The sequence below is a fragment of the Shinella sp. JR1-6 genome, assembly GCF_004284735.1.
In the GTDB taxonomy this organism is placed as follows: Bacteria; Pseudomonadota; Alphaproteobacteria; order Rhizobiales; family Rhizobiaceae; genus Shinella.
The window spans coordinates 1-12650 of sequence record NZ_SHMI01000057.1 but is presented as its reverse complement, the minus strand read 5'-3'; the positions used below and the strand labels follow the sequence as shown (position 1 = coordinate 12650).

The 12650-nt window shown below is 59.9% G+C and carries 11 protein-coding genes and 3 pseudogenes; 3 read left to right on the top strand and 11 right to left on the bottom strand.

Translation table 11 applies throughout. The annotated features are described in order from the left end of the window. From EXZ48_RS33170 to EXZ48_RS33125, 10 genes are all read right to left on the bottom strand, one after another. The coding region (locus tag EXZ48_RS33170) for a TRAP transporter large permease subunit (protein ID WP_245462424.1) at window positions 1–734 on the bottom strand (734 nt) is incomplete at its 3' end. Further along, window positions 731–1204, bottom strand: coding sequence for a TRAP transporter small permease (locus EXZ48_RS33165; protein ID WP_023516578.1), 474 nt, complete (start codon window positions 1202–1204; stop codon window positions 731–733). The genes EXZ48_RS33170 and EXZ48_RS33165, both read right to left, overlap by 4 nt. Before the next feature lie 86 nt (window positions 1205–1290). Next, window positions 1291–2241, bottom strand: coding sequence for a DctP family TRAP transporter solute-binding subunit (locus EXZ48_RS33160; protein WP_245462423.1), 951 nt, complete (start codon window positions 2239–2241; stop codon window positions 1291–1293). A 173-nt stretch (window positions 2242–2414) separates the two neighbouring features. Further along, window positions 2415–2807 carry a RidA family protein gene (locus EXZ48_RS33155; RefSeq protein WP_024271020.1) on the bottom strand — a complete coding sequence of 131 codons (393 nt, stop codon included), beginning with the start codon at window positions 2805–2807 and terminating at the stop codon, window positions 2415–2417. Between the two features lie 330 nt (window positions 2808–3137). Then, window positions 3138–3992: a formylglycine-generating enzyme family protein gene (locus EXZ48_RS33150; protein WP_023516102.1), complete on the bottom strand. Its 855-nt coding sequence runs from the start codon at window positions 3990–3992 to the stop codon at window positions 3138–3140. Between the two features lie 93 nt (window positions 3993–4085). Further along, on the bottom strand, window positions 4086–5639 hold the full coding sequence (locus EXZ48_RS33145) for a sulfatase (protein WP_024271021.1): 1554 nt from the start codon (window positions 5637–5639) through the stop codon (window positions 4086–4088). Window positions 5640–5692: 53 nt separating this feature from the next. Further along, window positions 5693–6679 carry an aliphatic sulfonate ABC transporter substrate-binding protein gene (locus EXZ48_RS33140; protein ID WP_023517011.1) on the bottom strand — a complete coding sequence of 329 codons (987 nt, stop codon included), beginning with the start codon at window positions 6677–6679 and terminating at the stop codon, window positions 5693–5695. Between the two features lie 16 nt (window positions 6680–6695). Then, on the bottom strand, window positions 6696–7493 hold the full coding sequence (locus EXZ48_RS33135; RefSeq protein ID WP_024271022.1) for an ABC transporter ATP-binding protein: 798 nt from the start codon (window positions 7491–7493) through the stop codon (window positions 6696–6698). Then, window positions 7490–8293, bottom strand: a complete 804-nt coding sequence (locus EXZ48_RS33130) for an ABC transporter permease (protein WP_023516746.1) — start codon at window positions 8291–8293, stop codon at window positions 7490–7492. The genes EXZ48_RS33135 and EXZ48_RS33130 overlap by 4 nt, the downstream gene beginning before the upstream one ends. After that, complete coding sequence (locus tag EXZ48_RS33125; protein ID WP_024271023.1) at window positions 8290–9405, bottom strand: ROK family transcriptional regulator; 1116 nt, start codon at window positions 9403–9405, stop codon at window positions 8290–8292. Before EXZ48_RS33125 ends, EXZ48_RS33130 begins: the two co-directional genes overlap by 4 nt. Window positions 9406–9720: 315 nt before the next feature. Here EXZ48_RS33125 and EXZ48_RS33120 point away from each other — a divergent pair. Continuing rightward, a pseudogene (locus EXZ48_RS33120) lies at window positions 9721–10035 on the top strand (helix-turn-helix domain-containing protein). A 36-nt stretch (window positions 10036–10071) separates the two neighbouring features. Then, a pseudogene (locus tag EXZ48_RS33115) lies at window positions 10072–11255 on the top strand (type II toxin-antitoxin system HipA family toxin); the annotation flags it as partial. Between the two features lie 69 nt (window positions 11256–11324). Here EXZ48_RS33115 and EXZ48_RS33110 read toward each other — a convergent pair. After that, window positions 11325–11561: pseudogene (locus tag EXZ48_RS33110) on the bottom strand (recombinase family protein); the annotation flags it as partial. Window positions 11562–11639: 78 nt separating this feature from the next. Between EXZ48_RS33110 and EXZ48_RS33105 the strand changes: the two are divergent. Continuing rightward, a complete protein-coding gene (locus EXZ48_RS33105; RefSeq protein ID WP_023517618.1) occupies window positions 11640–12551 on the top strand; it encodes an HNH endonuclease in 912 nt (303 codons plus the stop codon). Window positions 12552–12650: the final 99 nt, after the last annotated feature.

Below are 12650 nucleotides of genomic sequence, written 5' to 3'. Positions count from 1 at the left end.
CCCGGCGGTCTCAGGCCGGCGCCGCAGTGGCCGACTTTTGCTCCGCCCCGTGGCCGGTTTTTACTCCGCCGTTGACAGATGGATTCGCGCAGTGCCGTTCCCAGACGGGCCCAGCTGAAAGGTTCGCCGCCCTTCCAGCCGTTCTTGCGCGAAATCCACCAAGCCACGACCATCAAGCCGAGGCCGAGCAGGATGCCGGGGCCGATCGAATGGATGAAAAGCTGGCCGATGGATGTGCCGGTCGCGGTACCGTAGACGATCAGCACGATGGAAGGCGGAATGACCGTGCCGAGCGAGCCTGCACAGCCGAGGCCAGCGGCAGAAAAGCCGGGATGATAGCCACGCTCCTTCATGGCCGGCAGCAGCATGGAGCCGATGGCGACCACATCCGCGACGCCCGAGCCTGAAAGCGAACCGAACATCATGCAGGCGGCGATCATGACGATGGCAAGCCCCCCCGTGCGCTGTCCGACAACAGCTGCGCAGAGATTGACGATTCGGGGCGCGAGCCCGCCATGAACCATCAGCAGGCCGGCAAGCAGGAACAGTGGGATCGCAAGCAGGGTGAAGCTGTCGATACCGGCGACCATGCGCTGCGCGACGACCATCACTGGCAGTGCGTCCCCGACAAGCAGATAGGCGACCGAGGACAGCGCGAGCGCGATCACGATCGGTGCGTCGATCAGCAGCAGAAGGACGAAGACGACGAAAAGAACGATAAGGGCGAGGCTCATTTGCGCAGTTCCAGGGCCAGCAGGGCGACGAAGGCGAAGACCGCGGTGACCGGCAGGGCCAGATAGACAAGACCGGCGGGCCAGCTGAGAACCGTCGTCTCATGCGACCAGGTGAGGGATGTCATTTTCCAGCCGGACCAGAAGACGACGATCAGGAACAGGAAGGAGGCCAGGCGTGCGAGCCTGTCGAGGAAAACGCGGAAGCGGCCGGGTGCGACGATCAGGTCGGTCAGTCCGGCACAGAGATGCGTCTTGCGGATGAAGGCGGAGATCGCGCCGATGAACGTTGCCCACACCAGCAGCAGGCGCGGAATCTCCTCCGACCAGCGTGGTGTGAAGGAGAAGGCATAGCGGCAGATGACGACGTAGACGATGATGCCGGTGAAGGTAGCGATAGCCAAGCCGCCGGCGGCCCCGGCAGTCCGGTCTATTGCGGCAGCTATCCGTGGCGGGTTCGATGCATCCTGCATGGAAATCTCGCTGATATGTGGGAAGACTTGGATGGAAACGACTTTGTCCTGCCCGCGGGAGGCAGGCAGGACAAAGGGGATCGCCTTTACTTGCGATAGCTATCCATGATGGCGAGCAATTCGGGACCGAAAACGCCCTTCTCGTTGTCCCAGATCGGCTTCAGCGCCTCTACGAAGGCGGCCTTGTCGACCTCGTTGAACGCCATGCCCTTGGACTTCAGCTTTTCGATGAGTGCTACCTCGTTGTCGGCAACCATTTGCCGCTGGGCGTTGCCCCATTTGACTGCGGCTTCCTTGACGATGGCCTGATCTTCGGGGGAAATCTGCGCCCAGGTCATGCTCGACACCGTCAGGCAGGCCGCGCCCCAGATATGGCCGGTCATCGAGACATATTTCTGCACTTCATAGAATGACGATGCATCGATGATCGACAGCGGGTTTTCCTGCGCGTCGAACACGCCTTGCTGGAGAGCCGAATAGAGCTCGCCGAAAGCCAGCGGTGCGGGCTGTGCGCCAAGAAGCTCGAAGGTTGCCAATCGAACTTTGTCCGGTGTCACGCGGATCTTGATGCCGGCGAGATCGGCGGGCTTGGCAATCGGATGCTTGCTGTTGGTGATGTTGCGGAAACCGTTCTCCCACCAGGCGAGAACTTCGATGCCTTTCGGCCGCAGCAGGTCGGAAAGCGCGGTTCCAAGCTTGCCGTCAAGCGCTGCAAAAGCTTGCTCGCGGCTGGTCCAGGCATAGGGCATTTCGATGATGCCGAATTTCGGCTCGACGAACTGGAAGGAACCACTGCCGATCAGGCCGCCTTGGATGGTGCCGATCTGCATGCCCTCGATCACTTCTTTCTCCGTACCCAGCTGGCCGGAGGGGAAAATCTCGATCTTGACGCGGCCTTGCGTCTTTTCCGCAACGTCCTTGGCGAAATCGATAGAGGCCACATGCCAGCTATGCGTATCGGCCAGCACATGACCGAGGCGGATCGTCGTCTCGGCCATGGCGGCCGAATGTGCGGAAAGGCTAATAACGCCCGCCATAACTGCCGCAGCGAGACCACGGGAAATATTCGATATGCCCAGTTTCATAACACCCTCTTATGTTGTGTTCGTTCTGGGCATATTAGGCAGACAGGAGAGTCTGTAACGCAAATAGCCAAACTCAATGGCAAGCATTGCGTCCGCTTATGAGCAGGCCCGACATTTTCCGTGGATTATCCTGTGGTTGCTATGCATTCGATTTCGATATCGAAATGCGTCCAGGGGCGGATGGTCACGCAGCTTCGGGCTGGAAAACCATGCGGAAAATACTCGCGATAGACAGCATTCATATCCGCTGCGAAATCGTTGTCGGTAATAAAGACTAATGATTTGAAGACATTGTCGAGTGAAGAGCCCGCGTGACGCAACGTAAAGGAAAGGGCTTCCATGCAGGCTCGGGTCTGCGTTGCTATGTCGCCCCTGACGATCTCACCGGTCCCGATGTCGATCGGCGGCATTCCGCAGGTGTAGAGAAGACCGTCCACCCGGGTCAGGACCGTGGTCGGCGCACCCAAGCGGCGAATGGCCTCTGAAATGATAGGAATTTCAATGATTTCGTGTCTCATTCTAGATCACCTTCAGGCTTGATGGAGCAATCCTGATAACCCGGGTTCGAGTGGAGCGGTAGATAGGGCTGGCCATAACGGACGGCGGCGGGCGCTGTGCCCCCGGGCGATCGTCCATTTGTCGTTGGAACTCGGCGGATCAGAGCGCAAACCTAGCGACTAGCCTATCCAATTGAAGGCTTCACCATGTGCATTCGGCGTGAAGTCGCATGCGCTACCTTCATCACCGTCGCGAACAGTCTGGCTTGGGATAGGGATCGTGCCGATTTTGCTGAGGTGATCACCGCCCCTGCCACGCCAGCGCGTGGGATGACCTCACCGCATCGCTTGTCATATGTCGGAATCGTAGCAGATGCGAAACCCGGTGTGGCTCGTCGATGAGTCCGGGCTCATCGACGAGCGCGCAGCAATCCGATAGCGATAGCAGTAGCTCTTGTGGCAAAGGAACGACCCGCCCTTCACCACCTTGTCACGGTTGCGGCTGGCCTGCTCATTGCGCTGCCGCGCAAGCTTCCCGAGCGAGCGGATGCGAAAGGAATCGGCAGTCCATTCCCAGACATTGCCCGCCATGCCATAGAGCCCGGCGCCGTTCGGTGAAAACGCATCAGCAGGGGATGTCCCAAAAAAACCGTCCGCGCATGTATTCTGCTCGGGGAAACGGCCCTGCCATATGTTGCAGAACACCGCCTGATCGCTGGGTTCATCGTCACCCCATGGGAAACGTGGGTCTGCCGCGCCGCCGCGAGCGGCATGTTCCCATTCTGCCTCGGTCGGCAGGCGGCCGCCGCACCAGGCGGCGAAGGCCATGGCGTCATTCCAGGAAACTTGCACGGCGGGATGATGGGTGCGGGCGTGGATTGTGCTGCCGGGCCCTTCCGGCGACCGCCAGTTGGCACCGTCGATGCGAAGCCACCAGGGGATTTGTGCACCGACTGGCGCGTGGCCCAACCCCTCTGGCAGCAGGCCGCGGAACACCGGTGCCCAGCCGAACCTCTCCGCTTCGGTGACGTGGCCCGTCGCAGCGATGAACTCGGCGAAGCGTGCATTGGTTACCGTTGTCGCTTCGAGCTCGAAAGCACCGAGCTTCACGGCCCGGCGAGGACCTTCCCCGTCGTCAGGGATGACCGGACGGTCGGTTCCGACATGGCTGTTGGCGGCCGGGAAGCGTATGCGCACGACTTGCATGCATGCCGCCATGGCCCGCGGGGTTGCCGGTTCCCGTGGATCATGTGCAGATCCCTTGCGACGTTCGCCAATATCGGAGCAGCAACTCAACGGTCAGGCTGCCCTTCTGAGGCCAGCCAGTATATCGGCGCTCACATGTTCAGGAATATCTCCGATCTCCGCCATTCGCGCATCCAGTTTCGCCAGCATACGTTCGAAGACCTTGGCATAAGCCGGATCGCTGGCACAATTGGAAAGCTCGAATGGATCCTTTTCGCAATCGAAAAGCTCCCATTCGGGCGGCTCGTCGCCGGCAAAGGCGCCGAGCTGGTCGAGCGGATCGTTGTACCAGTAGATGAGCTTGTAGCGCTCGTCACGCACGCCGTAATGTGCGAAGGCGTTGTGGAATTCGTCCTTGTGCATCCAATAGCGATGGTAGGCGAGACCCTTGTCATTCTCGTCCGCTGTCTGCTCCAGGATCGGCCGCATGCTTGTTCCCTGCATGTAGCTCGGAACAGGCAGGCCCGCATAGTCGAGAAATGTCGCCGCAAAATCCACATTGGTCGTGATATGCGCCGCGCGTGCGCCGGCTTCGATCCCGTCGGGATAACGGATGAGGAAGGGCATCTGCAGGGATTCCTCGTACATGAAGCGCTTGTCGAACCAGCCGTGTTCGCCGAGGAAGAAGCCCTGGTCGGACGTGTAGATGACCATGGTGTTGTCGCGCAGGCCTTGTGCATCGAGATAATCAAGCAGACGGCCGACATTCTCGTCGACGGCGGCGATGGTCTGCAGGTAACGCATCATGTAGCGCTGATATTTGAACAGGGCCAGTTCCTGCGGATCGGTGAAGACGAAGTTCTCGCCGGTGAGGCCATCGATCAGGCGCAGCTCCTCTCCCTCCCTGATTTCAGGCACCTTGCGCTGGGTCCATCCACCCAAAAGCAACGTGCCGACCTCCTCGCCGCCTTCGGGCTGGACGAGGCCGAGATCCTTGTAGGTCATGTCGGAGCGGATGCGCATCTTGGCCGCCGCAGCCGCCGTCGCGCGGTTGGCATAGTCGTCGGAGAACGTCTCAGGCACCGGCAGCGTGCCATCCGCATAAAGGTGCCGATGGCGCGGATGCGGTTCGAAGCTGCGATGCGGTGCCTTGTGGTGGCACATGAGGAAGAAGGGCTTGTCGGGGTCACGATTGCCCAGGAAGTCGAGGCACTTGTCGGTGATAATGTCGGTCGCATAGCCTTGCTCGAGGTGCGATCCGTCACGGTCGATCATGACGGGGTCGAAATAGTCGCCCTGGCCGGGTACGACCGACCATTCGTCGAAGCCCGTCGGCTCGTGCGCCTTGCCTTCGCCGAGATGCCATTTGCCGAAGATTGCGGTCTGGTAGCCGCCAGCGCGCAGGTGCTTGGCCACGTTGGGCTGGCGATTGTCGATATGCGTATCGAGCGTCGTCACCGTGTTCACATGATTGTAGGTTCCGGTCAGAATAGCGGCCCGGCTCGGCGTGCAGATAGAATTCGTCACGTAGCAGCGGTCGAGGCGCATGCCCTCGTCGGCGATGCGGTCGAGATTGGGGGTGCTGTTGAGACCCGAGCCATAGGCGGAAATCGCCCGCGCGGCGTGGTCGTCCGACATGATGAACAGGATATTGGGCTTCTTGGACATTCTCATCTCGATGAAAAAGGGCCGGCGCGGGTGTCCGCGCCGGTCGATTGGCTTTAGTTGCCGGCGTAGAGATCGGCCATGTAATAGTCTTTCGGATCGAGCGGGTTCTCGATCTTGCCGAAGGCGACGAACTGTTCGTTGAGGCCTTTCAGCCAGCCCTCGACAGTGCCGTCCTTGCTCGCAGCGGCCAGTTCGGCCGAAGTGAGGAACTTGCCGTTCGTGCTTTCGGTGCGGAGTGGGTCCACTGGCGCGCCAAGGAAGCTTGCCGTGATGTCGACGGAGCGCGGCACGTCGGCAGCACGGAAGTCGTTGGCTTCCTTCATCGTGGCGATGAAGCGCTTGATCAGATCGACGTCCTCGGTAACAACCTCGTTGCGAGCGACGAACGCGGACGGGAACGAGTTCTGCGGGTAGAAATCGCTGCTCTTGGCGACTTCCACCAGATCTGGCAGCGTGTTCTTGATGACGCCGACCAGCGGATACCAGATGCCCGCGCCGTCGATCTGCCGGGAGGCGAAGGCCGAGACCACGGTAGGCGGGTCCATTTTGACGACTTCGACGTCGGACAGCGTCATGCCGGCCTTGGCGAGTGCGAGGCGCAGCAACATATCGCCAGACGTGCCCTCGGGAACGCCGATCTTCTTGCCCTTGAGATCGGCCATGGAATTGATGCCCGGTTGGGCGATGACGCGATCCGACAGGCCGAGTGCGTTCATGGCCACGAGCTTGGCCTTGCCGGTGGCGGGCAACCACAATGCGCCGGGACCGACATAACCGAAATCGAGGCTGCCGGCGCCGAGCGCCTGGATCTGGATCGGGCCATTGGTGAAGACCTTGAGGTCCGGCTCCAGGCCATGCTTGGCCCACAGGCCCTGGTCACTGGCGATCGCCGTGAGACTGGTGCCGAAATAGTCGGCGATATAGCCGACGCGTACTGGTTTGGCGTCGGCGCGGGCGGATCTTGCCGAAAGGCCGAGGAAGGGGCTCGCGATGGCGCCTGCGGCGACTGCGCCGAGAAGCTTGCGTCTGGTAAAGGTCATGATTTTCTCCTCCTTGTCATGACGTTGATTTGGCTTGGCTGTTCTGGTGGTAGACCGCATACCAAACCTGATTGCGGATCTCGGCGAACTCCGGCGACAGTCGAATTTCTTCCGTGCGTGGATAGGGCAGGTCGACAGGAATGATCTTGTGCAGACGGCCGGGCCTCGAAGCCATGACGATGACGCGGTTGGCGAGATAGACCGCTTCGTCGACGTCATGAGTGATGAAGACGACGGTGCGCCGCTCCCGGCTCCACGTGTCCAGCAACTGGTCCTGCATGTTGACGCGGGTCAATGCATCGAGTGCGCCGAAAGGTTCGTCCATGAGCAGGATCGTCGGGTTGGCGGCATAGGCGCGCGCAATGGCGCAACGCTGCTTCATGCCGCCGGACAGTGTTTTCGGCAGGGCGTCCGCGAAATCCTTGAGACCGACGAGGTCGATGAAGCGATCGGCGATCGTCTTGCGCACGGCCGAGGGCAGGCCCTTGATCCTGAGGCCGAACTCGACATTCTCGCGAACCGTGAGCCAGGGGAACAGGGCGTATTGCTGAAAGATGACGCCACGCTCCGGCCCCGGTCCATTAACCGGCTTGCCATCGACGAGCACGCGTCCGTCAGACACGTCCGTCAAGCCGGCGGCGATGTTCATAGCTGTCGACTTGCCGCAGCCGGACGGGCCGACGACGGTGACGAATTCGCCGTCGGCGATGTCGAGATTGAGCCGGTCGAGGGCGAGGAACGCGTTGCTGCCCTGGCCGAAACGGCGGGTGACGTTCTGGAACGAGATCTTCGGTTCGCTGTTGATAGGGGTCATTGAACGCGCTCCTGCCACCGGGTGAGGCGCCGTTCCGCCGCTTGGACGAGGCGGTCCATGACAAGGCCAAGGATGCCGATGGTGATTAGGCTGACGAAAATGGTGGGTAGTTCGTAGTAGAGTTGTGCCTGCTGCATGCGGAAGCCCAGTCCGGACTGCGCCGCGATGAGCTCGGCGGCGACAACCGTTGCCCAGGAAGAGCCTAGACCGATCCGTACCCCGACCATGATGAAGGGCATCGAGGCGGGAATGACCACACGCCAGAAGATCACTCCATCCTTCGCGCCGAGCACGCGCGCCGCATTGATCAACGTCCGATCGGCGCTGATCACTCCCTGATAGGTGGCGACCACACAGGACAGGAAGGAGGCCAGGAAAATGACGAAGATTTTCGGCGCTTCATCGATGCCCATGGTTACGATGGCCAGCGGAATGATCGCCAGCGGCGGGATCATGCGGAAGAACTGGACATAGGGTTCGATCAGAGCCCGGGCGACGCTGTACCATCCCATCAGGAAGCCGACGGGAACGGCGAGCGCGACCCCGAGCAGGAAGCCAGTCAGAACGCGCCGGAGGCTGGAGACGATATCGAGCAGCAACTGGCCGTTGGCGAGCAGCGTGACCGCGCGCTCCGCCACTTGCGCTGGCCCTGGCAAAACGACCAGTTTGGCTTGGGTGATTGCCCACCAGATGACTAAGCCGATCGCGAAGGCGGTCAGATTGAGTGCGAGTGGACCCAGCTTCCCGGCTGAGGCATTCTTGGTGACGCCCGCCTCGTTTTTTGTCGTCACGGTGCTCAATGGCGGTCTCCAGAATAAAAGAAGTGATCCAGGGCCACGGCGGCGCCGCCGAAAGCACCGGACTGCGCCCCGAAGCTGGTTCGCTCGAACCGGAGGATGTCGCGCATATGCGGCATCACGCGCGGCGGCAGGTGTTGACGTAGATGCGCGAACAGGCTCTCGGGGGCTTCACCAAGATGACCACCGAATACGATCAGGTCCGGTGTCAGCAGCGTGATCGCGATGGCCAGCGAATCCGTCAGGCGGTTGAGTACCGGCACCCAGCCAGCAGTCTTTTCCATCCTTGCCAGCAGGTCAGTCGGCGCCGGGCCCTCCAGGCCCAGGGATTGCGTCAGAACACGCTCGTTCAGGTAGCATTCGAGACAGCCGTGATTGCCGCAGCTGCAGCGCGGTCCATCGTTGGAAATCTGGATGTGACCGAGTTCGACGGCGCCATGGCCGCCTGGCCTGAACGGCATGCCGTCTATCACCAGCCCGGCACCAAGCCCGGACCGCAGATAGACGAACAGCGTGCCTGGCACCTTGCGACCCAGACCGAAGCGCGCTTCCGCGATCGCCATTGCGGTGACATTGTGCTCAAGGATCACCGGCAGGCCGGTCTGTTGTTGCAGCATGTCGGCCAGGGGCACGTTGCACCATCCGGTATTGATCGACGTTAGTATGGTGCGTTGGTCGGTATCGACAGGACCCGGCACGCCAAGGCCGACGCCGAGAATGCGTTCGATGCCGCTCGACGCCTGAAGTGTCCGGATTTCGCCGGCAATGCGCGCGAGTATTGCTTCGGGTGATGCTAGAGGCAGGTCGAAGTCGAAAGACGCCGCGGCCTTGGGCGCGCCCATGAGATTGGTGATGGTGAGTTGCACGAGGCCCGCGCCGACATGCACGCCGGCAACATGTCTCGCATCGGGCAGGAGCCGGATCGCCTGACCCGGCCGCCCCACGCCGCTGCTTCCCACGGGCTCCTCTTCGGCAACGTCGCCCTCATTGAGAAGTTGGGCTGTCACATGTGTAAGCGTGGTAGCAGACAGCTTGCTGCGGCGTGCGAGAATTGCGCGCGATTGTGGTCCCTCATCGCGCAGAATACGGAGAATCTGTCCGTGATGCAGCCCCATGCATGGCCCTCCACCAATTATTTTCTAAAGTTTAGAAATTAATTTGCATCTGTCAAGGCTGGCCGGTTCTGCTTGGGCCGGAATGGTACTCTCATGAGTGATTTCGAGTGTTTCCGGTGCCTCATGTTCACTGGAAACACTCTCGGTCCGCCGGCGCGTTTAGGCTGTGGCGCGGCCATCTAGAGAATGGCATTTGTGATACGTAAATGGGTCAATTAGAAAGTAATGATACGTATTTATGTCTTTCGTATCGGCCGAGCCTAAAATGTTTGAGACAGCTCGCCTTACTCCGCGAAGAACGGACGGATAGGTAGGATGGCACAGCATGAGTCAGAATTCTTGCTGGAAATCGGGCAATTGCTGATGGCGACGCGTAAAGGCCGGCAACTGACATAGGAGCAGGTTGCCAACATGGCGGGTGTATCGCGTCCCCGCTATCGTGAGATAGAAGCCGGAAGCAGTGTCGCGCCCACAACGACACTGATCAACATCGCGCGCGCTCTCGGGCTTGAATTGATGCTTGTACCACAGGCGATGGTTCCGGCCGTTGATGCGCTGCTACGGCCCCAGGATGATATCGACGATCTCCCGGCATTCATCGCTCATCCGGACGAGGATGAGAATGTCTGAAGCTTCCTCCGATCCGAGTCCACCTCGTCGCTTAATGTGCTGCTGAACGATTTCAAGGTCGGCACGATCGTTCGGACACCTGGTGATTTCAACGCCTTCAGCTTCGAGGAGAGCTATCGCGCCACCGGCGGCTTTCCGGTGCTCAGCCTGTCTTTCCGCGCAGCCACAGGCGGATTGCGTAAGGATCCCAAACCCGTTGCCCGTGCTCTACCGGCGTTCTTTGCCAATCTCCTCCAAGAGGACAAATTGCGCGAGGCAATGGAAAAGCATCACGCCGGCAGCGTTCGCGCTGGGAACGATTTCGATCTGCTTATCGCACTCGGGGCGGACCTGCCGGGCGCCGTCCGCGTTGTGCCGAGCGAGGGAACGGTGGTGCATCTTGACGATCTACCCGTTTCAAAACCGAAAGCCCGGTTTTCGCTCGCTGGTGTGCAGATGACGCTTTCGGTTATCAAGAATACAGGCAAGGCGGCAGGCTGACATTGCCACTTGGCGACGAGCAGGGTTCGTATATCGCCAAGTTTCCGTCGACCTCATTTCCTGGCGTGTCGGAAAACGAATATGCCAATCTTGCTTTGGCAGAAGCCATCGGCATGGAGGTGCCGGAACGGGAACTTGTCGAGCAATCGGAGTTCGAAGGAATTCCAAAGGCGTTCGAGATACTGTCGGACGGCAAAGTCCTGCTCGTCAAACGCCTTGATCGTGGTCTTGGTAGCCAGCGGATCCATATCGAGGATTTCGCGCAAACGTTCGGCGTCTATCCTTCCCGGAAATATGAAGGAGCGGCCTAGCATGATTTCGCTGCCGCCTTGAACGTTGCCGTGTCGCCGCCTGCCGCACTGGAGTTTGTCCGGCGGCTGGCTCTGGCTGCGTTGACCGGCGATGGTGACATGCACCCGAAAAACGGGTCGTTGATCTATCGCGAGGCAGGTGACAAACCGCAACTCGCGTCTGTCTATGACGTGCTCTCGACAATCCCATATATCCAGGCAGATGCAATGGCTCTGTCGCTCGGCGGCGAGCGTCCTTTCAAGGCGTTGAATGCGCAGCGCTGGAAAGCTTTTGCCAACCGTGCACGATTGCCGGAAGCTGCAGTTCTCGGGACAGTGGTCGACACGATCGAACGCGTGGACGATCACTGGTGGTCGCTGCCGGAACGCGAGGTTGTTCCGGCAAAGGTTCTCGAGCGTATGGATGCTCATGTGCGGCTGATGACACCGCGGCGGCACGTGGACCGTCCAGAGATCGAAATCATGAAACTGCAGGATCTTGAGGATACGGGCGCTGTGTTCCAGATCGCGAGACAGGCGATCGAAGGTGAGGCGGAGAAAAACTGCGTATGCACCTCCATTGGACTTGGCCAATGCTGCCTGAAGGCCCGGCCTCGTCTCGAATGACGAGCCACTGACACCGGCATCAACGAACGTGTCGGCCAAATGCCGGCTTTGTCGTAGGATGAATTCCTTTCTGAGGTCGAGCTGGGTTTCGATCGAGGTGGGATTTTGTTGATCTTTTGAACAACGCACGTAAAGCCCGCCGCCTGGGGCGTGCAAAATCACCGGTCTCCCTGGTTTGAAGCGCAGTCACCATGGTAGAGATCGAGTATGGGATTCGGGATTTTCATTCATCGCACAGATTCGATCTATGACGACAGCCCGGCTGAGCAATATCAGTTTCCGAGCCAGTATCTCGGTCGTGTTCAGGCCTGCGTGGGAGACTGGATTATCTACTATGAGCCCCGCAAAGTGGCAGCGACTCGCGGATATTTCGCGATCGCCAAAGTTTCGCGGGCCATTCCGGATCCCAAAGCGCACGGAATGCATCTGGCTCTGATCGAAACTGGCAGCTACCTCGATTTCGTCAACCCCGTTCCCTTCAGTGGTCCAGACGGCGTGATCGAACGCGGAGTTCTGAACGAAGAGGGACGGATCTCGGGACGAGCGCAGGCCGCGGTCCGGCCAATCTCCGCAGCGGATTTTAATCGCGTCCTCTCCATCGGACTGGCGGAAGATCAACCCGAGTTGCCGCGGTCCGGGGAAGCGACTGAGACGTGGGAGCCGGATGGGTTTTCGGACGGTCCCCAGGCTCCCTTTATTTTGGAACAGGAGAGGGCGCGTGTCGCGCAGCTCTCGTCACGTATCGTTCGCGACCGTCTATTTCGCCGCTTGATTTTGCAAGCCTACGACAAGCGATGTGCGATAACAGGCTTGAAGCTGGTCAACGGCGGTGGGCGCGCGGAGGTCGATGCTGCCCATATCCGCCCGGTCGAAGCGAAAGGACCAGATATCCTGTCGAACGGCATTGCGCTCTCCGGAACTGCACACTGGATGTTCGATCGAGGCCTTATCGGCTTGTCAGACGATCTTGATATCCTAGTCTCACGCCATGCAAACGATCGTGACAGTATCCAGGGCCTCATCAACAAGACTGGAAAGGCGATCTCGCCGGTAGGTATCCATGAGCGCCCGCACCCTCAATTTCTACAATGGCATCGTGAGAATGTCTTCAAACATTAGCATGCCCGTGGTTCATATCCTTTCACATCAGGTTTTTTGTCAATCGTTCATCCGAGTGGCATAGAATTTCTCCTTGGTGAGCGGATCCTCGGTCTGAGC

What these genes read in the sequence shown, in the direction of transcription:
- EXZ48_RS33125 (WP_024271023.1), bottom strand. Translation starts at nt 9,405, where the DNA reads ATGGGGCTGCATCACGGACAGATTCTCCGTATTCTGCGCGATGAGGGA.
- EXZ48_RS33145 (WP_024271021.1), bottom strand. Translation starts at nt 5,639, where the DNA reads ATGTCCAAGAAGCCCAATATCCTGTTCATCATGTCGGACGACCACGCC.
- EXZ48_RS33105 (WP_023517618.1), top strand. Translation starts at nt 11,640, where the DNA reads ATGGGATTCGGGATTTTCATTCATCGCACAGATTCGATCTATGACGAC.
- EXZ48_RS33160 (WP_245462423.1), bottom strand. Translation starts at nt 2,241, where the DNA reads ATGGCGGGCGTTATTAGCCTTTCCGCACATTCGGCCGCCATGGCCGAG.
- EXZ48_RS33150 (WP_023516102.1), bottom strand. Translation starts at nt 3,992, where the DNA reads ATGCAAGTCGTGCGCATACGCTTCCCGGCCGCCAACAGCCATGTCGGA.
- EXZ48_RS33155 (WP_024271020.1), bottom strand. Translation starts at nt 2,807, where the DNA reads ATGAGACACGAAATCATTGAAATTCCTATCATTTCAGAGGCCATTCGC.
- EXZ48_RS33165 (WP_023516578.1), bottom strand. Translation starts at nt 1,204, where the DNA reads ATGCAGGATGCATCGAACCCGCCACGGATAGCTGCCGCAATAGACCGG.
- EXZ48_RS33135 (WP_024271022.1), bottom strand. Translation starts at nt 7,493, where the DNA reads ATGACCCCTATCAACAGCGAACCGAAGATCTCGTTCCAGAACGTCACC.
- EXZ48_RS33140 (WP_023517011.1), bottom strand. Translation starts at nt 6,679, where the DNA reads ATGACCTTTACCAGACGCAAGCTTCTCGGCGCAGTCGCCGCAGGCGCC.